Genomic DNA, 24696 nt, shown 5'->3' with positions numbered 1-24696 from the left:
CTGCAAAGTTACTGCGGCGTCCCGAATAACCCCGTCCAGTAAATCCCTGCGTCACTCTTCGGGTCCACGGCATAGGCGGCACCCAGCTCACGGAAATCCGGGTTCATCAACGTGGCGCAATGCCCCGGGCTCTCCAGCCAGCCATCAACCACCTTGTGCGCGGTGTCACGCCCGGCGGCGATGTTTTCACCGACTTGCTGGTACAGGTAGCCAGCCAGCTCCGCCCGGTCGCCGGGGGTGCGGCCATCCTTGTCGATGTGGTCGAAGAAGTTCTGGTTGGCCATGGCCCGCGTGTGGTTGGCGGCGGCCCCGGCCAGTACCGTGCTCCAGCTCAGGGCGGGGGCTGCGGCGTACGGCTGGCCGCCGCATTGGCGCGGCACCTTGCGGGCAGCGTTGATCTCTTGCAATACCTTTTGCCCCTCGGCTTGCCAGTCGCCCAGGCGGCCGCTGAGCAGCGGCCGGGCCAGCACGATGCGCCAGTCGCGGCCCTCCTGGCTGACGCCGATATCGACGAACTGCGGGTCTAGCACCACTTGGCAGAAGCTTTCCTCGATGGCATGCATGGCCGCGCGCGCATCGCGTGGCCCCGACAGGCTGATGGCCTGCACGTTGACCATAGGGTAGGCAGCGCGGGTCATGGCCTGCTGCAAGTCACGGGTGCCCTCTGGCGACAGTGCCAGGCGGGTGTCGCTGTTGAGCGGTGGCAGCTCCAGCGACGCTTCGCCACCGCAGGGCTGGGCCTTGCTGCGGTAGACATTGATCGAATCGATCAGCTGCGCCTCTTCGCCGGTGACAGCCAGTGCTCCGGTCGAGACGACCAGGCCCAGCGACAAGGCGGCAACGGATGACAGGACGCGCATGTGGATCTCCCTATGACTGGCAGCGTCGTGGTATGCGCTGCTCATCCTACACAAGCTGGGGGCTTTTGGCCCTAGCGGGTGCAAAGCAATGAAAACGCCGGCAATCGTTGCTGGCGGCAAAAGAGGGAGTAGACCACTGGTCGCTGGAAAAGTGCGATGAGTTGCTAATCATTCGTATCGAGCTGGCGGTTTCAGCTGTTTCGGTATCAACGGGCCAACGCCGGGTGCGGCTTGTAGAACAGGAAGTGCGTGGTCTGCGCAGTCTTGCGGTAGGCCTTGGCCCAGTCGGGGTGGACCGTGCGATCGTGGAAGTACAGCGCGCCGCCGGTGGGGTCTTTCAATTGCTGGTTGAGCGCCTTGCGGGCAATCTCCTTGGCCACATCGTAGCGTTTCGCTTCCTCGACCTGGTCCGGGCGCCCGTCGCACCACCAGGAAAACTGGCAGGCCTTGGTCTCGACGCCCTGCTTGACCACGCCGCAGATGGTGTCGGGGAAACCATCATGCCCAAGGCGGTTGAGCACCACGCTGGCCACCGCCGACATGTCTTCGGCATCGGCGCCCTTGGCTTCCCAGTAGATGGTGCGGGCCAGGCAGGTGATGCTGTCGTCCAGGGGCGCCTGGCCGGCCGGGTCGACTGCTTGCGTTTCGCTTGAGGTCAGTTTTTCTGTTTTTTTTGGCGGCGGGGCGTCGTTGACCACCTTTTTTTCCAGTACTTCGGCCTTGTCTTCGGCCACTGCGGCCTTGGCCGTGTCGGCTGCGTGCAAGGGGCCTGCGAGGAGGGCCGAGGTCAAGCCGATCACTATCCAGACAGGGCGCATGGCGAGGCATCCGAGTGGGGGCTGATTGCCAGTCTAGCCAAGCGTAAGCATTAACACCAAAGGCAGGGTGGCGGCGGCCGCTACGGTCTGCAGCGCAATGATGGTGGCCATCAGCGGGGCGTTGCCACCCATTTGCCTGGCCATTACATAGGAGGACGACGCAGTGGGCAGGGCCTGGAACAGCACCGCCACCACGGCTGCCTGGCCACTCAGGCCCAGCACGCGGCACAGGCCCCAGGTGGTCAAGGGCATGATCAGGAACTTGAATGCTGACGCCGCCATCAGCGGCCGCACCTGCTGGCCCAGGCTGGCCCCACCTAGCGCTGCGCCCACACATAGCAGGCCCATTGGCAGGGCGGCCTGGCCCAGCGCCTTGACCGTGGGTTCGATGCCCGGCGGCAAGCCCAGCCCCGTTACCCGCAGCAGCAGGCCGCCGGCACAGCCGACGATCAACGGGTTGGCGAAGATTGCCCGCAGCACCGTGGCCGGTGAGCTGTGGCGGGCGCTGAAACGCGCGAACACCAGCACGCAGAGCAGGTTGACCAAGGGCACGATGGCGGCATTGGCCACTGCAGCAAGGGCAATCCCGGCGCTGCCGTAGAGGCCGGCGGCCAGGGTAGCGCCGATGTAGTTGTTGAAGCGGATACCGCCCTGGAAGACCGAGGTGAAGTCAGCGCCATCGTGGTTGATTGCGCCCTGGTACAGCACCAGCAGCACGGCGCCGGCCAGGGTGGAGAGCATCAGCACGCCGACCATGCCCATCACCGGTACGCCATCGAGGTTGGCCGTGGCCAGGCCGTGCAGGAACAGCGAAGGTAGCAGTACGTAGTAGCTCAGGCGCTCGGCGCCGGGCCAGAAACTCTCGGCCAGAAAGCCGCGCAGGCGCAGGAAAGTACCCAGGGTAATCAGCAGGATGATCGGTAGCAGGGTGGTCAGCAGCAAGTGAAGCATGGTCGACGTTCCGTGGTCGGGTACGCGCACAGACTACTGCTGAGGACTGATCTGTAAAAACGTTGTTTTCTGCACTGACTGTTGAGAAAAAATGCATGGTTCAGGCATTACGCGCTCCCACAGAGATCCCGCCAGGACAGTCACTAATTGCAACTACGCCTCAAGCGCAGTCTTCAACACCGCGCTCAAATGCCGCCGTTGGCTTTTCTCATGCTCCAGCAACACCACACGGCGGGTCAGTTGCGGTTGGCCAAACGGCAGGCAGATGGCCGGCGGCAGGCGTTTCAGGTCGTCGTCTGCCATGGGGATGATCGCGACACCCAGGCCCATGACGGCCATGCTTGCCAACGCTTCCTGGCTGTCCAGTTCCATCTGTTCGCTCACTTGCAAATGCTGGCGGCGCAGTTCCTGCTCGATCTGCCGCCCGGCCCAGGCACGCTTGTCGAAGCGCAGGAACGGTTGACTGGCGAGCAGCTGCGGTACGCTGTACCCGGCCAGTTCTGGGCTGGCGATGGCCCAGAAGCGGTCCTCGAACAGCGGTGTGAAATCCAGGCTTTGTGGGTATGGGCTGACCGGCTCAGTGGTGATTGCTGCGTCCAGCTCACCGTCCTCCACGCGGCGTGCCAGCTCCGCCGACATGCCCGAGGCCACGCTGATGTGCAACTGTGGGTGGTTGGCCTTGATCCATACCAGCGCCTTGGGCAAGCGCCGCGCCAGCACGGTATGGATCGCCCCCAGGCGCAGGCGGCCGCGCAGGCTCGGGCCGCTGGCCACAGCGTCGGCCAGTTCGTCGTAGGCAGCCAGGATGCTCTCGGCGCGGGCCACCGCCAACTGGCCTGCTTCGGTCAGCACCACCTGCCTGCGGCTGCGGTCGAACAGGGGGGCCTGCAACTCGTCTTCAAGGGTCTTGATGTGCAGGCTCACCGCCGAAGGGGTGAGGCTGAGCAGGTCGGCGGCACGCGCAAAGGTGCCGTGGCGGGCGATGGTTACCAGGGTGCGCAAGGCTTTGATAGACATGCGGAGGAGGTCCGGTTACAAGCTGACAGGGCGGTATTGTCAGGCCCGGCCCTATCGCCGGCAAGCCAGCTCCCACAGGTACTCCACCGGCAGCGGCCATTGTGGTGACCCTGTGAAAGCTGGCTTGCCGGCGATAGGGCCGGTACAGGCCACATTGTTCAGCGCTCAATACGCCCATACGCCTGGCTGATCCGGTCGATCACCATGGCCAGGGCGACGATCGCCAGCCCGGCCTCCACCCCTTGGCCGACATTCAAGGTCTGGATCCCCGCCAGCACATCCTCACCCAACCCGCGGGCACCGATCATCGATGCCACCACCACCATCGACAAGGCCATCATTACCGACTGGTTGAGCCCGGCCATGATGCTTGGCAGCGCCAGCGGCAGGGCAATGCGCCGCAGCCGCTGCCAGCGGGTTGCCCCCAGGCCGTGTGCGGCCTGCAGCAACGAAGGGTCGATCTGGCTCAGGCCCAGTTCGGTCAACCGTACCAGTGGCGGCAGGGCGTAGATCAGCGTGGCGAACACGGCGGGTACCTTGCCCAGGCCAAACAGCATCAGCACCGGGATCAGGTAAACGAAGGCCGGCAGCGTCTGCATCACATCCAGTACCGGTAACAGCAGCCGCCTCGCCAGTGGCCGGGAAGCCAGTAGTATGCCCAGCGGCACGCCCACCAGCACGCACAGGCCGGTACTCACCAGCACCAAGGCCAAGGTTTGCAGCAGCTTGTCCCACAGCCCGAGCATCCCGATCAAGGCCAGCAGCGCTACCAGCACCGCGCTGCGCAGCAGGCTGCGGCTGGCGTGCCAGGCAAGCAGGCCAACCAGTAGCAACAGCAACCACCAGGGCAGCAGGCGCAGCAGGTTCTCCAGGCCGACCAGCAGTTGCAGCAGCTGGTCAGAAACCGCGCGCAACTGATCGCCGTAATTCAGCACCAGCCAGTCGACCAGCCTGTTTACGCTGTCAGCGAAAGAAAACTGCAGGGCTTGGGGAAAGCCGTTGCTCACAGGCTGCCCTCAACCTTGGTGGCAACCTCGGCAGGCAGCCAGGCTTTCCACACCTCTGGGTTGTCACGCAGGAAGGTGAGGGCGGCCTCGCGCGGTGGCGTGCGCTTTTCGCTCATGACGGCCAGCGCCTTGTTGAGCCGATCGATCGGCAGGTCGACCTGCTCGAACACCGCGACCAGGTCCGGGTAGCCATCACGGAAGGCCTTCGAAACACCAATCGACAACTTCGCGGGGAGTGAGCGACTGCCCTTCGGGCTGGGGTTCCCGGGATCGGTCAGCGTGGCCCACGCCTCAGCATCGAACGCTGGCTCTTGCAGGCGGATGAGTTTGTATCGCCCCATCAACGGGGTCGGGTTCCAGTAATAGAACAGCACCGGCTGGCCACGGCGGATGGCCGAGCCGATTTCCGCATCCATCGCTGCACCGGAGCCACTGCGGAAGTTGGTATACAGCTCATCCAGGCCATACGCTTTGAGTTTCTGGCTGTTGACCGTTTCCGATGTCCAGCCGCTGGGGCTGTTCAGAAAACGGCCCTTGTCGGGTGACTCGGGGTCGCGAAATACCTGCGGGTAGCGCTTGAGGTCGTCGACGCTGCGCAGTTCGGGCGCCAAAGGCTTCAACTTGCGAGCAGCGTCGCCTTCGATCACGTACGCGGGTACCCACCAACCTTCTTCTGCATGCTTGACCGTGTCGCCCAGTGCGAATACCTGGCCTGCCTGCTCGGCCTTGACCCAGGCAGGGCTGCGTCCGGCCCACTCTTCGGCGATCACCTGGAGGTCGTTGCTGGCCAGGGCCACTTCCATGCTGACGGTACTGCCGGGGAAGGTATCGGTGGTGTAGCCATACCCGCGCTCCACGATCAGCCGCAGGATTTCGGTGGTGAGGGCACCGCTTTCCCAGCCGATGGCACCGAAATGGATCGGTGGGCGTTGCTCTGCCGATACAGCGTTGTGGGTGTTGGCCAGGCCTAAGGCCAGCATCAAGCCAGCCAGCAGCGTTGAAAACTTGTTCATCCAGACCTCGTCGTTTGCCGCGCCTTGGGGGTGGGGGCAAGTGTAGACGACGAGCTGTTGGCGGGGCTCGGGGCCGCGCGGGGCGGCCCCGTTTGCCTCAGACGCGGAACTGGTCCATCAGCGCCTGCTGCTGGTTGGCCAGGCTGTTCAGGGACTGGCTGACTCGCGCCGACTCGTTGGCCTGCCCCGACAGCGATTCGGTGACATCGCGGATAGTTGCCACGTTGCTGTTGATCTCTTCGGCCACCGCGCTTTGCTCTTCGGCGGCCGAGGCGATCTGCAGGTTCATGTCGGTGATCACCGTCACCGCCTGGCCGATACGCTGCAACGCAGTCACGGCCTGGCCAACCTGTTCGACACCGCCCTGGGCCTGACGGTGGCTGTTGTCCATGGCACCGACCACTTCGCGGGTGCCGTCCTGCAAGGCCTCGATCACCTGGCGGGTTTCTTCTACCGACTCCTGGGTGCGTCGGGCCAGGTTGCGTACTTCATCGGCAACCACTGCAAAGCCACGGCCGGCTTCACCCGCGCGGGCTGCCTCGATGGCGGCGTTGAGCGCCAGCAGGTTGGTCTGTTCGGCAATCGAGCGGATCACTTCCAGCACCGAACCGATCTTTTCGCTGTTCTGCGCCAGGCCTTCGACTTCGGCCATGGCGTTGCTCATGTCGGCGGCCAGGGCATCAATGCTTTGGGTGGTGCGGTCGATGACTGCCAGGCCTTCGCGGGTGGCCTGGTCGGCATCACGGGCGGCCTGGGCGGCTTGCGAAGCACTGCGCGCCACGTCCTGGGCCGTAGCGCTCATTTCGTGCGAGGCCGTGGCCACCTGGTCGACCTGGCGGTATTGCTGCTCCATGCCGGCGCTGGTTTGCGTGGCAATTGCCGAGGACTGGTCGGCGGTGCCTCGTGCAGCCTGCACCGAGCGTTTCACCTCGGCGATGGTCGGCTGCAACTTGTCGAGGAAGCGGTTGAACCAGCCGGCCAGTTCACCCAGCTCGTCCTGCTTCTGGTAGGTCAGGCGGCGGGTCAGGTCGCCTTCGCCGCTGGCAATGTCCTTGAGCATGGCGGCCACGCCGAGGATTGGCCGGGTAACGCCGCGGGCCATCAGCCACACCATCAGCAGGCCGGCAATGGCTGCCGCCAGGCCCAGGCCCAGCTCCAGCAGGGTACCACTGGTGTTCAGCGCGTCCAGTTCCTGCTTCAGTGTTTCGGCAGGCCCGGTCAGGGCATTTTCCGGCACATCCAGCAGCACGCCCCAGGGTTGCGCGTCGGGGATCGGCCGGAACGCGGCCAGCACCTTCAGACGCTGCTGGTCGTGCAGGATGGTCATCTTGCCATCGGCCAGCTTGCGTACCAGCTCGGCGCCCTTGGCCGAGTCCACTTGGTCGAAGCGCTGGGCCAGCTTGCTGGCATCGGCGCTGTAGCCGGCCAGCAGGCCGACCGGGCTGAGGATACCGACCGTGGTGCGGCCCTCGTACAGGCTGCGGCTGGCCTCTTGGCTCAGGGCCTGCAGGCTGTTGAGGTTAATGTCGATGGAGAGGGTGGCAATGATCTTGCCGTTGACCGCCAGCGGGAAGACGATGCTGGTCATCAGCACCTGCTGGCCATCGATGTCATAGAAATAGGGCTCTACCACACACATCTTGCCGGTCGTACGCGGGCACACCCACCAGGTGTTGGCCGGCTGGCCGCTGGGGCCGATCTCGGTGTTGGCCATGTCGTGTTCAGGCAGCGCCATGGCGGTCAGCTGGCCGGCGCGCGGCTGCGACCAGTACAGGGCAAAGCGCCCGGTTTCGTTGCTGCCCAGCTCTGCCTTGCCGGCGAACAGGCTGTCCTTGGTGTCCAGCGCGTTGGGCTCGAACACCAGCGACAGGCCGAGCAGGTCGGGGTTGGCCTGCAGTGCGGTACGCACCTGGCGGGTCATGTCTTCGCGCAGGTCAAACGCGTCGAGGTAGCGCTTTTCTGCCTGTTCGCGCAGGAACAGCACCTGGCGGGCGAAGCCGGCGCCGTACTGGTAGGCGTCCATGAACTGGCGACGGATGTTCAGCGCTTGCACTTCACCCTGCGACTCGATGCGTGATTGCGCCGCCTCGGTCAGCATCTGCATGCTGCTGGCCTTGACCAGGTCCGAGCTATGGTCCATCCGGTACAACGAGAGGCCGACAAGCAAGGTGACGATGCCAGCCAGGCAAAGGCCGGCGAGCAGGGTGATCTTCCACTGGATGGAAAGTTGGCGCAAAGGCATGGGGGCGGATCCCTTTTTTTGGGCACTAAGGGTTATGGCTTTGGGGCTGGGTTGGGCGGGGAGCCCAACAGCTTATCGGCCCTTTCATTTTTTTCTTTATTCAAACATTCAATTTAAATCCGGCCTTCTGTGAAATCCGCCGCAACATGGCGCTTTTGACATCTGCCGCCCACTGCTTCAGAGTGCGCGCTTTTTTCTGCCGTAATGAGGTAAGCCAACCATGAATGCAGTGATCGCCGCGGTCGGCATCATGCTGATACTCAGCCTGTCCCGCGTGCATGTGGTCATCGCCCTGATCATCGGTGCCCTGGTCGGTGGGCTGGTGGGCGGCCTGGGCATCGAAGGCACGCTCAAGGCGTTCAACGGTGGCCTGGGCGGTGGCGCCACGGTTGCCTTGTCCTATGCGCTACTGGGCGCTTTTGCGGTGGCCATTGCCAAGTCCGGCCTGGCTCATGCCTTGGCTGACCGTGCACTGGCCATGATCGATCGCCAGGGCCATGCCAATGGCGGCAAGGTCAAATGGCTGATGATCGGCCTGATGTTGGTGGTGGCGGTGTCGTCGCAGAACATCCTGCCCATCCACATTGCCTTCATTCCGCTTCTGGTCCCGCCGTTGCTGTATGTATTGACCCGCCTGCGCATCGACCGCCGCCTGATCGCCTGCGTGATCACCTTCGGCCTGATCACCCCGTACATGTTCCTGCCGGTGGGCTTCGGCAACATTTTCCTCAACGAAATCCTGCTGGCCAACGTTGCCCGTGCCGGTGTCGACGTGAGCGGTGTCAACGTCACCCACGCCATGGCCATACCAGCTGCGGGGATGTTGGTCGGCCTGCTGCTGGCAGTGTTCATCAGCTACCGCAAGAAGCGTGACTACGACCTGGCGCGCATCGAGCAGGTGGAGCAGGTGAGCGTGCAGTACAACCCGCTGACGCTGCTGGTGGCGGGGCTTGCAATTGCCGCAGCGTTCATCGTCCAGTTGTTGCTGGACTCGATGATCATCGGTGCCATGGTCGGCTTCCTGATTTTCTCGCTGTCCGGCATCGTCAAGTGGAAGGACACCGACGGCCTCTTCACCGAGGGCATGAAGATGATGGCCATGATCGGCTTCATCATGATTGCCGCCTCGGGCTTTGCCGACGTGATGAAGGCAACCGGTGAGGTGAAGAGCCTGGTGGAAGCCTCGGCCCAGTGGATCGAGCACAGCAAGGGCATCGGTGCCTTGCTGATGCTGCTGGTGGGCTTGCTGGTGACCATGGGCATCGGCTCGTCGTTCTCCACCGTGCCGATCCTGGCCGCGATCTTTGTGCCACTGTGCGTGCAGCTGGGCTTCGACCCGCTGGCCACCGTTTGCATCGTCGGTACTGCCGGTGCCTTGGGGGACGCAGGCTCGCCGGCCTCGGACTCGACTTTGGGGCCGACCTCGGGCCTGAACGTGGATGGCCAGCACCACCATATCTGGGACACCGTGGTACCGACCTTCATCCACTACAACCTGCCATTGCTGGCGTTTGGGTGGGTGGCGGCGATGACGCTGTAAGGGGCGAGGGGTCAGCCCTTGTCGGGCGGCGGCGAGATGCGGTTGAGCACGGTGCTGCCGTCCTTGCTGCGGGTGAGGTAGATCGGCAGCACCTTGGGCAGGTTGTTGACCAGGCGCGCGACCTCACGGGTGTTGTAGATACCACTGATGCGAATGCGGCCGGTGCTGGCATCTGCCAGCTGGAGCGGCGCGTCGAGGTAGCGGTTGATCACCGGCAGCGCCTGCTCCAGGCTCAGGTTGTCGAGCACCAGCTTGCCGCTGCGCCAAGCCAGGCTGTTGCCGTAGTCGTCGCTCTGTTCAAGCTGCGGCTCGAAGTCGCCCTTGTGATAACTGGCCTGCATCCCAGGGCCCAGACGATAGCCACCGCTGGTGCCGTCGCTGGACACCAGCACCGAGCCTTCCACCAGAGTGACCTTGACCTGGTCCTGGTATTTCCACACGTTGAATTGCGTGCCAGTGACGCGGGTCTGGCCACGGCCTGCATGCACGATGAACGGGTGGCTGCTGTCGTGCTGCACCTTGAAGAACGCCTCGCCGCGCTTGAGCGTGACCTGGCGCTGGTCCTTGTAGTTGAGGTAGGTCAGCTCTGTGTGGAGGTTGAGCTGTACGGTGCTGCCGTCGCTCAACTCCACGGTCTGCATGCGGTCGCCGGCTTCGAAATGCTGGTAGTGGTTGGGCAGCCAGCCTTGTTCCCAGCCCAGCCAGCCGGCCAGCGGCAGCACGGCCAGGGCGATGGCGGCAGCAGATGCCAGCGGGCGCCAGTTGCGAGGGCGGGCAGGTTGACGGGTGGGTGGGTTGAAGTCGACGACGGTGGCGTTGCGTGGCAACAGGTCGGCCGTTTGCCAGATCTCCAGCATTGCCTGGTACTCCTCGGCATGCCGCGGGTCCGCCGCCAGCCAGCGGGCAAACGCCTCGCGCTCGGACGCCGTGCAATCATCGGCGTGCAGGCGCATGCACCAGTGCGCGGCGGCGTCGGTGATTGCATCGTCAGGGCTGGTGTTGAGGCGGTCGTGATTCATTGCGGCTCCGGATTTTGCGTATTCTACCCTTGCTGGAGGGCTCCCGAGAACCGACGTAATGGCGAATGACTATCAGTTGTGACTGTTTTTCGTCAGATTTGCAACGGTTTTTCAGCGTTTGAGAACCCTTCGCGGGCGGCAATCGAGGCTGAAATCCCTGGCGCTGCCTTGCAGCCCATCGCGACACAAGGCTGCTCCCACTTGTAATCGCGTACCTCTTGTGGGGCAGCTGGCTTGTACGAAATCACAATGCTTGCGCGATCACTGTGGGAGCGGGCTTGCCCCGCGAACACGGGCGAAGCCCGTGCCATGCACCGCGTGGTCTGCTTCGCGGGCATGCCCGCTCCCACAGATAATGCGCAGGCAGTTCAGAACTGCGCCGCCTCCAGCCCATAAAGGCTGCCGCTGCCCGCCCTGATGCTGGCTTCCAGTCCCAGACCACGCGGCAGCACACGCTGGAAGAAGAACGCCGCACATGCAAGCTTGGCCCCATGAAACGCGTCATCTTCCTCACGCCTGGCCAAGGCCACTGCCGCCATCCGCGCCCACATGTAGGCATACGCCGTCAGCCCGAACAGCTGCAGGTACTCCACCGCCACCGCACTGACCAGGTTGGCATCCTCGCCTGCCCGTGCCCGCAGCCAGGCGCTGGTAGCCTCCAGCCGCGCCAGGCTCGCCTGCAAGGCCTCGCGGTGCAGCGGTGCATCCACACTGAAAGCACGTACTTCGGCGGCGAAGCTGGCCAGTGCCTGGCCACCGTCCCCCAGTACCTTGCGCCCCAGCAGGTCGAGCGCCTGGATACCGTTGGTACCTTCATAGATTTGCGCAATGCGCACATCGCGCACCCGCTGCTCCTGCCCCCATTCGCGGATGTAACCATGGCCACCGTATACCTGCTGGCCGAGCACGCAGCTTTCCAGGCCGTTGTCGGTGAAGAAGGCCTTGGCCACCGGGGTCAGAAGTGCCACCAGGCGCTGGGCGTGCTCACGTTCACCGGCGTCTTCGGCGTAACGCGCCAGGTCCAGTTGCTGGCCGACATAGGCGGCAAACGCCCGGCCACCTTCGGTGAGGGTGCGCATGGTCAGCAGCATGCGCCGTACATCACCGTGGTGGATGATCGGGTCGGCAGCCTTGTCCTGCGCCTGTGGGCCAGTGGCGGCGCGGCTTTGCAGGCGCTCGTTGGCGTACCGGGCGGCGCTCTGGTAGGACGCTTCGGCACAACCGATGCCCTGGATGCCGATGGACAGGCGCTCGTAGTTCATCATGGTGAACATGGCCGCCAGGCCCTTGTTCGGCTCGCCCACCAGGTAACCCTCGGCATCGTCGAAGTTCATCACGCAGGTGGCCGAAGCCTTGATGCCCATCTTGTGCTCGATCGAGCCGCAGTGGGCGGCATTGCGCGCGCCCAGTCGGCCATCGGCCTCGACCCGGTATTTCGGCACAAGGAACAGCGAGATGCCTTTGGCGCCGGCGGGCGCATCCGGCAGCTTTGCCAGCACCAGGTGGATGATGTTCTCGGTCAGGTCCTGCTCGCCGCCGGTGATGAAAATCTTGCTGCCGCTGATGCGATAGCTGCCGTCGGCCTGGGGGGCGGCGCGGCTGCGGATCAGCCCCAGGTCGGTGCCGGCGTGAGGCTCGGTCAGGCACATGGTGCCGGCCCAGCGGCCTTCGTACAGAGGCGGCAAGTAAGTTGCCTTGAGCGTTTCGCTGGCGTGGGCATCGATTGCCAGGCAACTGCCGGCGCTCAACGCCGAATACAGGCTGAAGCTGCAGTCGGCGGCGTAGAGCATTTCTTCGAACAGCACCCCTAGCATTTTCGGCATGCCCATGCCGCCAAATGCCGGGTTGCCGCCCAGGCCGACCCAGCCGCCTTCGCGGTAGGTCTGCCAGGCTTCGCGAAAACCGTCTGGCGTGGTGACCTGGCCGGCGTCGAAGCGCACACCTTGCTCGTCGCCGTTACGGCTGAGCGGGGCGATCAGCTGGCCAGTGACTTTGGCTGCTTCTTCCAGGATCGCGTCGGCGGTGTCGGCATCGATGCGCTCGGCCATGGCGGGCAGGCGGGCCCACAGGGCCGGGGCGTTGAACACGTCATGCAGGACGAAGCGCATGTCGCGCAGGGGGGCGGTATAGGTTGTCATCGTGTGCTCTTGGAAGAGTGAGAGTGGCTGGGCGGGCCTCATCGCCGGCAAGCCAGCTCCCACAGGTACTTCACAGGGCTTGAGGCTTGCTGGGTCCCTGTGGGAGCTGGCTTGCCGGCGATGAGGCCGTTACGGCTTCAGAGGGCTTTGGCCCGGTCGCGCAGGACGTACTTCTGGATCTTGCCGGTGGAGGTCTTGGGCAACTCGCCAAACACCACGGTCTTCGGCACCTTGAAACCGGCCAGGTGCTCGCGGCACCAGCCGGTGATGTCGGCTTCGCGGGTGTCCTCCCGGCCTGGCTTCAGGGCAATGAACGCGCACGGGGTTTCTCCCCACTTTTCATCCGGGCGCGCCACCACGGCGGCTTCAAGCACTGCCGGGTGTTTGTACAGGGCGTCCTCGACTTCAATGGTGGAGATGTTCTCGCCACCGGAAATGATGATGTCCTTGAGGCGGTCCTTGATCTCGACATAGCCGTCGGCATGCCACACGGCCAGGTCACCGGTGTGGAACCAGCCGCCACGGAACGCTTCGGCGGTGGCTTCGGGGTTTTTCAGGTAGCCCTTCATCACGGTGTTGCCGCGCATGAAGATCTCGCCCAGCGTGTTGCCATCGCGTGCCACCGGCTCGAGTGTCTGCGGGTCGGCCACCATCAACCCGTCCAGGGTCGGGTAGCGCACGCCCTGACGTGACTTGATTCGCGCACGCTCTTCCAGCGACAGTTCGTTCCACTCGTCATGCCAGGCACACACGGTCACCGGGCCATAGACTTCGGTCAGGCCGTAGGTGTGGGTGACGTGGATGCCCATCTCTTCCACGGCGCCAATGACCTTGGCCGGTGGTGCTGCGCCGGCGACCATGGCCTGTACCGGGTGCTCGATGGCGGCTTTGGCGGCCTCGGGCATGTTGACCAGGGCGTTGAGCACAATCGGGGCGCCGCACAGGTGGGTGACCCGGTGTTCGCGGATCAGGTTCAGGATCTTCTGCGGGTCGACCCGGCGCAGGAACACGTGCGTGCCGGCCAGGGCGGTGATGGTCCAGGGGTAGCACCAGCCGTTGCAGTGGAACATGGGCAAGGTCCACAGGTACACCGGGCGGTGGCCCATGGCCCAGGTCATCTGGTTGCCCAGCGCGTTAAGGTAGGCGCCGCGGTGGTGGTAGACCACGCCCTTGGGGTTGCCGGTGGTGCCGGAGGTGTAGTTGAGCGAAATGGCCTGCCACTCGTCATCCGGCCATTCCCAGGCAAATTCCGGGTCGCCTTCGGCGAGCAGGGCTTCATAGTCCAGCGCGCTGACCGCACGGCCTTCGCCGTACTCCGGGTCATCCACATCCACCACCAGGGGCGGGTGTTCGAGCAACGCCAGGGCGGCCTCGATCACCGCATGGAACTCGCGGTCGGTAATCAGCACCTTGGCTTCACCATGCTGCAGCATGAAGGCGATGGCCTCGGCGTCCAGGCGCACGTTCAGGGTGTTGAGCACGGCGCCGGTCATGGGCACACCGAAGTGCGCTTCGAGCATCGCCGGGGTGTTGGGCAGCATCACCGCCACCGTGTCGCCACGCCCTATGCCACGGCCTGCAAGGGCGCTGGCCAGGCGTCTGCAGCGTTGGTAGGTTTCTTGCCAGTTGCGGCGGATGGCACCGTGGATCACCGCCGGGTAGTTGCCGTACACGGCGGCGGTGCGTTCGATGAAACTTAGCGGGGTGAGGGCGACATGGTTGACGGCAGCGGGCATCAGGCCCTGGGCATAGATCGACATGCGGTAATCCTGTAAGGGAGGCAGGCGCTGCTTGTGCGCTTGGCCCCCGATGGCTGATTGTTAGCTCTGTTCAGGGTGCAGGGAGGCGGACGGTGGGCCGCTCCCTCTGTCGCAGTTTTACGCGAGTCGCTATGGTAGTAGGAATATCGACTATAGCAATATAGTAAAACTACTATAACAACGAGCCGCCTACCGTGGACCAGACTGCTTACCCCTTGCTTGCCAAAGACCCACAACCCAGCCTTATGCTGGCAGCCGACGCCAAGCCACTGGCACTCAACGCGGCGCTGCAAGCGTGGATTGACGAAGGCCCGGCGCTGACCAGCTGGCTGCCGGCCAACTGTGCCGCCCTGGTGCGTGCGTGCTTGCGCCAGCACCGGGCGATTGCCGACGTCGAGGTGCAAGTGGGGGAGCGCACCGTGCTGTGGTCTTTCATTCCGGATGACCAGGGCCAGCAAGTGCTCGGCCGCTGTCGCGACGCCAGCGAAGAGCGCCGTGGTGCACGCGAGGCCAGCCGCGCCCGGCGCCTGTACCGGCTGATCATTGAAAACACCACCGACCTGATCTCCCGGCACAGCCCGGATGGCCGTTTCCTGGATGCCTCGCCTGCAGCGTTTCGCCTGCTCGGCCTGTGGCCCGAGCAATTGCGTGGCATAGCCGTGCACACCCTGCTGCACCCGCGTGAGCGCCGCCAGGTGCTGCGCCAGGCGGCCGCTGCCCTGGACCAGGATGGCTATCACACCATGACCTGCCGGGTGCGCCAGGCCTGTGGCGGCTATCGCTGGTTTGAAATTGCCAGCCGGGCCATCCGTGAAACCTACACCGGCTCGGTGGTGGAGGTGGTCAGCGTGTCCCGCGACATCACCTTGCGCATCGAAGCCCAGGAGAGCCTGGCGCACAGTGCACGGTTGGCCACCCTCGGCGAGCTGGCTTCAGGCATTGCCCACGAGATCAACCAGCCACTGGCGGCGGTGGTCAACTACGCCAACGCCAGCCAGCGTTACCTGCAGGGCCTGGAGGGTGATCCGCAGGCCTGCGAGCGGGTAGGGCAGGGCCTGCTGCGTATCCGCGAGCAGGCCACCCACGCCGCTGAAGTGATCCGCCGCCTGCGCGCCTTCCTGCGCAAAGGGCCACGGCGCCTGCAGGCGCTGGACGTGGCCGAAGTGGCCGGCGAAGCCATGCGGCTGTGCGCCTGGGAGGCCGCGCGCGACCAGGTGCTGGTCGAGCTGCGCGTGAGTGCGCAGCTGCCTTCGGTGTATGCCGACCGGGTATTGCTGGAACAGGTGCTGCTTAACCTGTTGCGCAATGCCATCGATGCCAACCGTGAGCTGCACGGCGACCAGCCGTCACGTATCCTGCTCGGCGCCGCGCGGGACGGCGATGGTGTGGTAGTCGAGGTGGCCGACCAGGGCCCGGGTGTAGCGCCAGAGCGCCTGGATGAAATCTTCACGCCGTTCACCACCAGCAAGGCCGACGGCCTGGGCCTGGGTTTAAGCATGAGCCGCAGCCTGATCGAAGGCTTTGGCGGCAGCCTGTGGGCGCGCGCGGGTGATAACGGCGGTTTGGTACTGTGCTGCCGGCTGGCAGTCAGCAGGGCGTAAAGGGGGCGGTGGTGCAAGCAAAAGTGTATGTGGTTGATGACGACCAGGGTATGCGCGACTCGACAGTCTGGCTGTTACAGTCGGTGGGCCTGCAAGCCTTGCCGTTCGCCAGCGGGCAAGCGTTTCTCGATGCCTGCGTCGACGATGGGCCCGCCTGTGTGCTGCTGGATGTGCGTATGCCGGGGCTGGGAGGGTTGGCCGTCCAGCAGGCGATGCGCGAGCGTGGCCTGGCGCTGCCGGTGATCTTCGTCAGCGGCCATGCCGATGTGCCGATCGTGGTGCGGGCATTCAAGGCTGGCGCCTGTGATTTCATCGAAAAGCCCTACAACGACCAGTTGCTGCTCGACAGCGTGCAGGCGGCGCTGGAGCACGCCGGGCGGGCGCGGCAGGGCGACCAGGCGCTGGCCTTGGTGCAAGTGCGCATCGATGGCCTGACGCCGCGTGAGCGCGACGTTTTCGTGCCGTTGGCCCAAGGGTTGAGCAACCGCGAGATTGCTGAGCAACTGGGCATCAGTGTGAAGACCGTCGACCTTTACCGCGGCCGGGTGATGAAGCGGCTGCAGGCGGGCAGCCTGGCAGAGCTGGTGGGCATGGCGATTGCCTGCGGGGCGGTTGAGGCGCTGGGCCTGCGGGCGCAATAACCGCCCTGGCACAAAACTGGGGCCGCTTCGCGCCCCATCGCAGCACAAGGCCGCTCCTACAAGGGCCGTACTTAAGGCACAAAGCATGAAATTTTCCATAGCTAGCTAATCAAAGCTTTGACATTCACTGCCTAGGCAGTAATATTTTCACACAATTGCCCGAGCAGCCTCCGATGGCCCACTTCTCCCCCGAAAACTTTCAGACCTGCGCCATCGGCATGCTGCTTGGCCGTGCGGCGATCCTGAAGGACCGCATTCTCGACTGGCACCTCGAATCAGAGGGCGTCACCGCCGCGCAGTTCAAGGTGCTGATCATCGTCACCCAGTACCAGGTGGATACCCCGGCCGAGCTGTGCCGCTACCTGGGCCTGGACAGCGGTTCGATGACCCGCATGCTGGACCGGCTAGAGCAGAAGGAGCTGATTGTGCGCAACCGCTGCGCCGACGACCGCCGCCTGGTGCGCCTGGCGCTCACCGCCGATGGCCAGCGCCTGGCCGACCGCCTCCCGGAAATTGGCGCTGCCGCCATGAACGAGTTGTGCGGCGTGCTGGCGCCCGATGAGCTCAAGGCCCTGGAAGGCCTGCTGGCCAAGGTCCTGCTCGGTGCTGGCGACCCGTTGACGATCCGCCGCTTTGGCGACCGTTGAACCCTGTCACGAATTATCCAAGGTATTGTCATGGCTACTCCCGCAGATACCCCGACTCCCTCCGCCGCGCCCGAGCCGTCGCGCAAGCGCAAGGCCTGGCTGCTTGGCCTGCTGCTGTTGCTGGTACTTGCCGGTGCATGCACCTGGGCCTGGTACAGCCTGGTGGGGCGCTGGCACGAAAGCACCGACGATGCCTACGTCAACGGCAACGTGGTGGAGATCACCCCGCTAGTCACCGGCACCGTCACCAGCATCGGTGCCGATGACGGCGACCTGGTCCATGCCGGCCAGGTGTTGCTGCAATTCGACCCGGCCGACAGCGAGGTGGCCCTGCAGTCTGCCGAAGCCAAGCTGGCACGCAGCGTGCGTCAGGTGCGCGGGCTGTACAGCAATGTCGACTCGCTCAAGGCCCAGCTGGAAACCCGCCAGGCCGAACTGCGCAAAGCCCAGCAGGACTTCAACCGGCGCAAGGTGCTGGCCGATAGCGGGGCGATTGCTGCAGAAGAGCTGTCCCACGCCCGCGATGACCTGAGTGTCGCCCAGGCCGCTGTCAACAGCGCACGTCAGCAGCTCAGCACCAGCAGCGCGCTGGTCGACGACACCGTGGTTTCCTCGCACCCCGAGGTAATGGCCGCCGCCGCCGACCTGCGCCAGGCTTACCTCGACCACGCTCGCACTACCCTGGTGGCACCGGTTACCGGTTACGTTGCCAAGCGTACTGTGCAACTGGGCCAGCGCCTGCAGCCAGGCACCGCGACCATGGCGGTGATCCCGCTGGACCAGGTGTGGATCGACGCCAACTTCAAGGAAACCCAGCTGCGTGAGATGCGCATCGGCCAGCCGGTGCAGATCAGCGCCGACCTCTACGGCAGCGAGGTCAAGTACAGCGGCACGGTCGACAGCCTTGGCGCCGGTACCGGCAGTGCCTTCGCCCTGTTGCCGGCACAGAACGCCACCGGCAACTGGATCAAGATTGTCCAGCGCGTCCCCGTGCGTATTCACCTGAGCCCCGATCAGCTCAAGGACCACCCACTGCGCATTGGCCTGTCCACCGTAGTAGAAGTCGACCTGCATGACCAAAGCGGCCCGGCCCTGGCCCAGCAGCCCCCACAGCAGGCCAGCTACACCACCCAGGTGTATGACCGTCAGTTGGTCGAGGCCGACAACCTGATCGCCCGGTTGATCCACGACAACAGCGCAACCGGCAAGACGGCCCAGCGATGAGCAACAACGCCGCTGCCCAGTTCACGCCGCCGAGCCTGCTGCTGACCACCATCGGGCTGTCGCTGGCGACGTTCATGCAGGTGCTCGACACCACCATCGCCAACGTGGCATTGCCGACCATTTCCGGCAACCTGGGGGTGAGTTACGAGCAGGGCACCTGGGTCATTACCTCGTTCGCGGTGAGCAATGCCATCGCCTTGCCGTTGACTGGCTGGCTCAGCCGGCGGTTTGGCGAAGTGAAACTGTTCATCTGGGCCACGTTGTTGTTCGTGCTGGCGTCGTTCCTGTGCGGTATCGCCCAGTCGATGCCCGAGCTGGTCGGTTTCCGCATATTGCAGGGCGTGGTCGCCGGGCCGTTGTACCCGATGACCCAGACCTTGCTGATTGCCGTCTACCCCCCGGCCAAGCGGGGGATGGCCCTGGCGCTGCTGGCGATGGTCACGGTGGTGGCGCCCATTGCCGGGCCGATCCTGGGGGGCTGGATCACCGACAGTTACAGCTGGCCGTGGATCTTCTTCATCAACGTGCCCATTGGCCTGTTTGCCGCCGCTGTGGTGCGCCAGCAGATGCGTGCCCGGCCTGTGATCACCAGCCGCCAGCCGATGGACTACATCGGCTTGCTGACGCTGATTGTCGGTGTCGGGGCGTTGCAGGTCGTGCTCGACAAAGGCAACGACCTGGACTGGTTCGAGTCGTCGTTCATCATTATCGGTAGCCTGATTTCGGTGGTGTTCCTGGCGGTGTTCGTGATTTGGGAACTGACCGACCGCCACCCGGTGGTCAACCTGCGCCTGTTCGTGCACCGCAACTTCCGCGTCGGCACCATCGTGCTGGTCGGCGGTTATGCGGGGTTCTTCGGTATCAACCTCATCCTGCCGCAATGGTTGCAGACGCAGATGGGCTACACCGCCACCTGGGCGGGCTTGGCGGTGGCGCCGATCGGCTTGCTGCCGGTGATCATGTCGCCGTTCGTGGGCAAGTACGCGCACCGCTTCGATTTGCGTGTGCTGGCGGGGCTGGCGTTCCTGGCGATCGGCACCAGTTGCTACATGCGTGCCGGGTTCACCAGCGAGGTGGACTTCCAGCATGTGGCCTTGGTGCAGCTGTTCATGGGCATTGGTGTGGCGTTGTTCTTCATGCCGACCTTGAGCATCCTGCTGTCCGACCTGCCGCCGCACCAGATTGCCGACGGTTCGGGGCTTGCGACCTTCCTGCGTACCTTGGGCGGGAGTTTTGCGGCGTCGTTGACGACGTGGATCTGGATTCGCCGGGCGGACCAGCATCATGCTTATCTGAGCGAAAACATCAGCCAGTTCGACCCGGCGACGCGGCATACGCTTGAGCAGTTGGGTGGGGCCAGCCCGCAGAGTTATGCGCAGCTGGAGCAGATACTCAACGGGCAGGCTTACATGATGTCAACAGTGGACTACTTCACCCTGATGACCTGGGTGTTTGCAGGGTTGATCCTGCTGGTGTGGTTCGCCAAGCCACCGTTCACTGCCAAGGCCGGGCCGGCATCGGCGGGGCATTGAGCTAAAACACACGGTCACGGTTGTGTGAGCTGACCTCGGTCATTCCCATCTGTAGCCTTTTCGCCTATTGTCGACCCTCCCTTTCCCAAGCGATTGGCATAATCATGGAGAACGTCATCGTCATCACCGGCGGCAGCCGCGGTATCGGTGCCGCCACGGCGCTGTTGGCGGCCCGCCAGGGCTACCGCGTCTGCATCAACTACCACGCCGACGACCAGGCCGCCGAAACCCTCCTCGGCCAGGTCCGCGCCCTGGGCGCCGAGGCTATCGCCGTGCGCGCCGACGTCAGCGTCGAGGATGAGATCATCCACCTGTTTCAGCGCGTCGACGAAGAGCTCGGCCCGGTCACCGCACTGGTCAACAACGCCGGCACCATCGGCCAGCAGAGTCGCGTCGAGGAAATGTCCGAGTTCCGCCTGCTGAAGATCATGAAAACCAACGTCGTCGGCCCCATGCTCTGCGCCAAGCACGCCTTGTTGCGCATGGCGCATCGGCATGGTGGGCACGGCGGGGCCATTGTCAACGTGTCATCGATGGCTGCGCGCCTGGGCTCGCCCAACGAATATGTCGACTATGCCGCCTCCAAGGGCGCGCTCGACACCTTCACCATCGGCCTGGCAAAAGAAGTGGCAGGCGAGGGCGTGCGGGTCAATGGCGTTCGCCCAGGCTACATCCACACAGGGTTCCATGCCTTGTCCGGCGACCCCGACCGGGTCAGCAAGCTTGAGCCCGGTTTGCCCATGGGGCGCGGCGGGCGCCCCGAGGAAGTAGCCGAAGCCATTCTCTGGCTGCTCTCGGACAAAGCGTCCTATTCCACCGGCAGTTTCATCGACCTGAGCGGCGGGCGCTGAGCGCGCCCGTCAATCCCCCAGCAGCTCGCGTACACGCTCGGCGAGTGCTTCCAGCTCGAACGGCTTGGTCAGCACCGAGGTACCCTGCAACAGCTGGCCGTCGCTGAGCGCCGCGCTCTCATCGTAACCGGTGATGAACAGCACCTTGAGGTCTGGGTAGCGCACACGGCAGCGCTCGGCCACCTGGCGGCCATTTAGGCCACCCGGCAGCCCGATATCGCTCAGCAGCAGGTCTGGCCGTTCGCCGCTTTGCAGGTGGGCGAGGGCGGTCGGGCCATTCTCGAAGGCGTCTACCCGATAGCCCAGCTCTTCCAGCACTTCGCCCACCACCAGGCGCAAGGCGGTCTGGTCTTCGATCAACAGAATGCGCTTCGCAGCCGCGCTGCTTCTTTGCAAAGGCGTGCGCTGCGGTTTGCCGGCAGGGGCTTTGGGTTGCTCGTCGTGGCGGGGTAGCAGCAGCTCGATGCGGGTGCCTTCGCCAAGCACCGACAGCACGCGTAATTGCCCGCCCGACTGACGCACGAAGCCGTAAGTCATGGACAGACCCAGCCCGGTTCCCTGGCCCATCGGTTTGGTGGTGAAGAACGGGTCGACTGCGCGCTCGGCCACTTCAGCCGACATGCCCTTGCCGTTGTCGACGATACTCAGTCGCACATACTCGCCGCCTGCCAGCCCCCCTGCCAGGGCCTGCTCGTCGTCAAGCACCAGGTTATCGCCAATGATCTCGATCACACCACCCGCAGGCATGGCATCGCGGGCGTTGATGCAGATGTTGAGCAGGGCGCTTTCCAGTTGAGGCGGGTCGATGAAGGTCGGCCACAGCTGGCTGGCGAAGCGGCTGCTCAGGCTAATGGCAGGGCCGATGGTGCGTCGCAGAAGGTCCTCCATGCCGGCAACCAGCGTGGCCACTTGTGTGGAGCAGGGTTGCAGGGTCTGCTGGCGAGAGAACGCCAGCAGCCGGTGCACCAGGGAAGAGGCCCGCTGCGCCGAGCCGCTGGACAGCTCCAGCAAGGGTTCCAGGGCGTCGAAACGTGACTGGTCCAGGCGTTGACGCATCAGTTCCTGGGCACCAAGGATGCCGCCCAGCAGATTATTGAAGTCGTGGGCAATGCCGCCACTGAGCTGGCCTACGGCCTCCATCTTCTGTGCCTGGCGCAGTGCTTCTTCGGCCTTGGCCAGGCGTTCCTGCTCTTGCACCCGTTCACTGATGTCATAAGCAAACAGAAACGCGCCTTGTATCTCGCCTTTTGGGTCGCGCAAGGCGTTGAAGCGCAATTCGTAATGGCGCAGCATGGGAGGCTTGCCGAAGGTGCCAATTTCGATGAACTGCTCGCCAGCCAGGGCACGCTGCCACATTGGCAGAATAGGTGTCTGGCCAGCGCCTCCGTCTTCGAACAGCCCGGGCAGGTAGTCGCCGATTTCCGGGGTCCTTCCGTACAGCAGGTGGAAGTCATGCTTGGCCTGGCGGTTCACAGCCAGCCAGCGCAGGCCCTTGTCCACCACATGCACATTGACCACGCTGTGATCGACCAATTCGGCAAACAAGCGTCGCTCCGCCAGTGCGGCATTCACCCGTTGTTCCAGCTCTTCGTTGAGGCGCTGCAGGGCCTGCTCTGCACGCCGGCGTTCGGTGACATCCTTGAACAGCACGGCTACCTGGCGTTTCTCTGCAGGCTCTACGCGAAACGTGGTCACCGAGAGCACATGGCCGGTGGCGACCAGCTCCTGCTCGAAGTGCAGCGGTTCGCCTGTGCGAAGCACAGCGCCATAGCGGGCCACCCAGTCATCGGCCTCATCAGGCACCATTTCGCGCAGTTTCTGCCCGGCCACGTCGGGGATGCCGGCGTGCTTGGCATAGGCGGCATTGGCCAGCACATGCACATAGTCACTCAGCGGGCCATGTGGGCCGTCAAAGAACTCGATGATGCAAAAGCCTTCGTCCATGGTGTCGAACAACGACCGGTAAAAGTCCTGATCCTGGTCTTGATAGCTGGCGAGCTGTGCTTCCAACAGCGCATTGCGCCGTTGCAGGGCTTCGACTTGTTGACGCAGTGTGAGCAGGTCGCGGGATGGCATGCCGACGTCCGACGAAAAAGGATGCGCAGACTTTAACGTGTTCACCCGCAGGCGGATAGGCGGTCAACGTTGTGCGGCAATTCCCAGCAGACGGTCAATTCGCTGGCCAAGGCTCTGCAGGTTGAACGGTTTGCACAGCACCTCGGTGCGACTGTCCGGGCGGCTACTGATCGGGATGTCGGCAGTGTCATAGCCCGTAATCAGCAGAACAGGCGCTTTGGCCACAAGCGTTTGAAACGCTTCTGCCAGCTGATATCCGTCGATTCCCCCGGGCAGGCCGACATCCGTGATCAGCAAGTCCGGTGGTACGCCCGCATGCATAGCCTCAAGCGCGGGGCGGCCACGGTCGAAAGCCTGTACTTCATGGCCCAGGTCAGTCAGTACTTCGACAAGCACCAGGCGCATGGCTGGCTGGTCTTCCACCAGCATGATTCGCTGCACGCGGGGGGCAGAAAGCTCGACGCCGGTGGTGAGTGGCACAGGCTGGCTGCAGGCAGCAATGCTTGCCTCCAGGGGGAAGTACAGATGAACGCAGGTGCCTTCCCCGGGCACGCTTTCGATCTGCAACTGCCCGCCGGACTGTCGGACAAACCCATAGACCATGGACAACCCCAAGCCGGTACCTTGGCCGAGTGGCTTGGTGGTGAAGAAAGGCTCCAGGGCGCGCTGGCGTACCGTGCTGGACATACCCATGCCGGTATCGGCAACGCGAATGTGCAAGTAGCGCCCCGCAGGCAGGTCCAAGTGACCGGCCTCAGCCACGGTGAGGTCGCTGTTTGCACAAGCGATGCTGAGCGTACCGCCCAGGGGCATGGCATCACGGGCATTGATGCACAGGTTCAGCAGAGCATTTTCCAGCTGCTGCGGATCGACGTGGATTGACCATTGCCCGGGCAAAGTCTGGTCGTGAAAGTCAATGTGCTGGCCAATAGAGCTGACGATCAGGTCCTGCATGCCCGCTACCAGGCATTGCACATCAACCGGTTGCGGCACCAGCGTCTGCTGGCGCGAGAAGGCCAGCAGGCGCTTTACCAGCGCCGCAGCGCGCAAGGCAGTGCTGCGGCAGAGTTCGAGCATGCGGGCGGTGTCGGCATGGCGTTGTTGGTCCAGGCGCCGTTCGGCCATTTCCACTGCGCCGAGCAGGCTGCCCAGCAGGTTGTTGAAGTCGTGGGCAATGCCGCCGGTCAACTGACCGATCGCTTCCATTTTCTGCGACTGGCGCAGAGCCTCCTCGGCCTGGCGCAGGCGTTGCTGTTCGGCGATGCGCTCGGTGATGTCATAGGCAAACATGTATCCGCCCTGGATCCGCTGCTGAGCATCGCGCAACGGGTGGTAGCGGATTTCGTAATGGCGCGGCGCATCAGGCGGACCGAAGGTGACGGTATCGACGAACGCTTCGCCGGCCAGCACACGCGGCCAAACCGGGGCCAACCGGTTCATGACATCGGGCTGATTGGTCAGGAACTGCGGTACGTAATCGCCAATCTGCGGCAAGAAGCCGCGGTGGCGCTGGAAGGTTTCGCGAGCCGTTCGGTTGATGGCCACCAGACGCATCTTGCGGTCGGCGGCAAACACGTTGGCCAGGCTGTTGTCGAGCAGTTCACCGAGCAGCTTGTTGTGTGCATGGGCGCTGTCTTCGCGTTCTGCCAGGCATGCTTCCAGTTCTGCGACACGCGCCTGCAGTTGGGTAATCGATGGAAGCGAATCTGGCTGCATGACCCAAGCCCTATGAAAGGATCGGGCAACTATAGTCGCCCTT

19 protein-coding genes and 1 pseudogene are annotated in these 24696 nt (G+C 64.1%); 7 read left to right on the top strand and 13 right to left on the bottom strand.

The features are described from left to right. Positions 1-8 precede the first annotated feature (8 nt). From WF331_RS23170 to WF331_RS29385, 8 genes and pseudogenes are all read right to left on the bottom strand, one after another. On the bottom strand, positions 9-860 hold the full coding sequence (locus WF331_RS23170; protein WP_016499348.1) for a CAP domain-containing protein: 852 nt from the start codon (positions 858-860) through the stop codon (positions 9-11). A 206-nt stretch (positions 861-1066) separates the two neighbouring features. After that, on the bottom strand, positions 1067-1678 hold the full coding sequence (locus WF331_RS23165; protein WP_016499349.1) for a cell wall hydrolase: 612 nt from the start codon (positions 1676-1678) through the stop codon (positions 1067-1069). A 33-nt stretch (positions 1679-1711) separates the two neighbouring features. Continuing rightward, positions 1712-2629, bottom strand: coding sequence for an AEC family transporter (locus WF331_RS23160; protein ID WP_016499350.1), 918 nt, complete (start codon positions 2627-2629; stop codon positions 1712-1714). Between the two features lie 153 nt (positions 2630-2782). Further along, the gene (locus tag WF331_RS23155) at positions 2783-3646 is read right to left on the bottom strand and encodes a LysR family transcriptional regulator (protein ID WP_340623328.1); all 864 of its coding nucleotides are present in this window, start codon (positions 3644-3646) and stop codon (positions 2783-2785) included. A 158-nt stretch (positions 3647-3804) separates the two neighbouring features. Next, positions 3805-4653: an ABC transporter permease gene (locus WF331_RS23150; protein WP_016499352.1), complete on the bottom strand. Its 849-nt coding sequence runs from the start codon at positions 4651-4653 to the stop codon at positions 3805-3807. Beyond that, positions 4650-5666 (bottom strand): ABC transporter substrate-binding protein, encoded by a 1017-nt coding sequence (locus tag WF331_RS23145; RefSeq protein ID WP_174370069.1) that lies wholly within the window; start codon positions 5664-5666, stop codon positions 4650-4652. Before WF331_RS23145 ends, WF331_RS23150 begins: the two co-directional genes overlap by 4 nt. A gap of 97 nt (positions 5667-5763) precedes the next feature. Further along, positions 5764-6519 carry a methyl-accepting chemotaxis protein gene (locus tag WF331_RS29390; protein ID WP_370453613.1) on the bottom strand — a complete coding sequence of 252 codons (756 nt, stop codon included), beginning with the start codon at positions 6517-6519 and terminating at the stop codon, positions 5764-5766. Between the two features lie 102 nt (positions 6520-6621). Next, positions 6622-7587: pseudogene (locus tag WF331_RS29385) on the bottom strand (PDC sensor domain-containing protein); the annotation flags it as partial. Between the two features lie 541 nt (positions 7588-8128). Here WF331_RS29385 and WF331_RS23135 point away from each other — a divergent pair. Beyond that, positions 8129-9448: a Na+/H+ antiporter family protein gene (locus WF331_RS23135; protein ID WP_156859414.1), complete on the top strand. Its 1320-nt coding sequence runs from the start codon at positions 8129-8131 to the stop codon at positions 9446-9448. Between the two features lie 11 nt (positions 9449-9459). On the opposite strand, the gene WF331_RS23130 is transcribed toward WF331_RS23135, so the two are convergent. From WF331_RS23130 to WF331_RS23120, 3 genes are all read right to left on the bottom strand, one after another. Beyond that, positions 9460-10467 (bottom strand): FecR family protein, encoded by a 1008-nt coding sequence (locus tag WF331_RS23130; RefSeq protein WP_174370070.1) that lies wholly within the window; start codon positions 10465-10467, stop codon positions 9460-9462. Between the two features lie 368 nt (positions 10468-10835). After that, positions 10836-12605, bottom strand: coding sequence for an acyl-CoA dehydrogenase C-terminal domain-containing protein (locus WF331_RS23125; protein ID WP_284360916.1), 1770 nt, complete (start codon positions 12603-12605; stop codon positions 10836-10838). A gap of 137 nt (positions 12606-12742) precedes the next feature. Beyond that, positions 12743-14365, bottom strand: coding sequence for an acyl-CoA synthetase (locus WF331_RS23120; protein WP_016499359.1), 1623 nt, complete (start codon positions 14363-14365; stop codon positions 12743-12745). A gap of 194 nt (positions 14366-14559) precedes the next feature. Here WF331_RS23120 and WF331_RS23115 point away from each other — a divergent pair, with 194 nt between their 5' ends. From WF331_RS23115 to WF331_RS23090, 6 genes are all read left to right on the top strand, one after another. Beyond that, a complete protein-coding gene (locus WF331_RS23115; RefSeq protein ID WP_340623326.1) occupies positions 14560-15966 on the top strand; it encodes a sensor histidine kinase in 1407 nt (468 codons plus the stop codon). Between the two features lie 8 nt (positions 15967-15974). Then, entirely contained in the window at positions 15975-16607 is a 633-nt protein-coding gene (locus WF331_RS23110) for a response regulator transcription factor (protein WP_041168009.1), read from the top strand. Positions 16608-16780: 173 nt separating this feature from the next. After that, complete coding sequence (locus WF331_RS23105; protein ID WP_016499362.1) at positions 16781-17254, top strand: MarR family winged helix-turn-helix transcriptional regulator; 474 nt, start codon at positions 16781-16783, stop codon at positions 17252-17254. Between the two features lie 30 nt (positions 17255-17284). Continuing rightward, a complete protein-coding gene (locus tag WF331_RS23100) occupies positions 17285-18478 on the top strand; it encodes an HlyD family secretion protein (RefSeq protein WP_016499363.1) in 1194 nt (397 codons plus the stop codon). Further along, positions 18475-20010, top strand: a complete 1536-nt coding sequence (locus WF331_RS23095; RefSeq protein WP_016499364.1) for a DHA2 family efflux MFS transporter permease subunit — start codon at positions 18475-18477, stop codon at positions 20008-20010. The genes WF331_RS23100 and WF331_RS23095 overlap by 4 nt, the downstream gene beginning before the upstream one ends. Positions 20011-20114: 104 nt before the next feature. Then, complete coding sequence (locus tag WF331_RS23090; RefSeq protein WP_016499365.1) at positions 20115-20861, top strand: SDR family oxidoreductase; 747 nt, start codon at positions 20115-20117, stop codon at positions 20859-20861. A gap of 9 nt (positions 20862-20870) precedes the next feature. Here WF331_RS23090 and WF331_RS23085 read toward each other — a convergent pair whose 3' ends face one another. Together WF331_RS23085 and WF331_RS23080 are read right to left on the bottom strand one after the other, a co-directional pair. Next, entirely contained in the window at positions 20871-22937 is a 2067-nt protein-coding gene (locus tag WF331_RS23085; protein WP_284397960.1) for a hybrid sensor histidine kinase/response regulator, read from the bottom strand. Between the two features lie 63 nt (positions 22938-23000). Then, the gene (locus tag WF331_RS23080) at positions 23001-24653 is read right to left on the bottom strand and encodes a PAS domain-containing sensor histidine kinase (RefSeq protein WP_340623325.1); all 1653 of its coding nucleotides are present in this window, start codon (positions 24651-24653) and stop codon (positions 23001-23003) included. Between the last annotated feature and the right edge of the window lie 43 nt (positions 24654-24696).

The sequence above is a fragment of the Pseudomonas sp. YNh genome, from assembly GCF_037993085.1.
Lineage (GTDB): Bacteria > Pseudomonadota > Gammaproteobacteria > Pseudomonadales > Pseudomonadaceae > Aquipseudomonas > Aquipseudomonas putida.
This window is presented reverse-complemented; position numbering and strand designations above follow the sequence as displayed.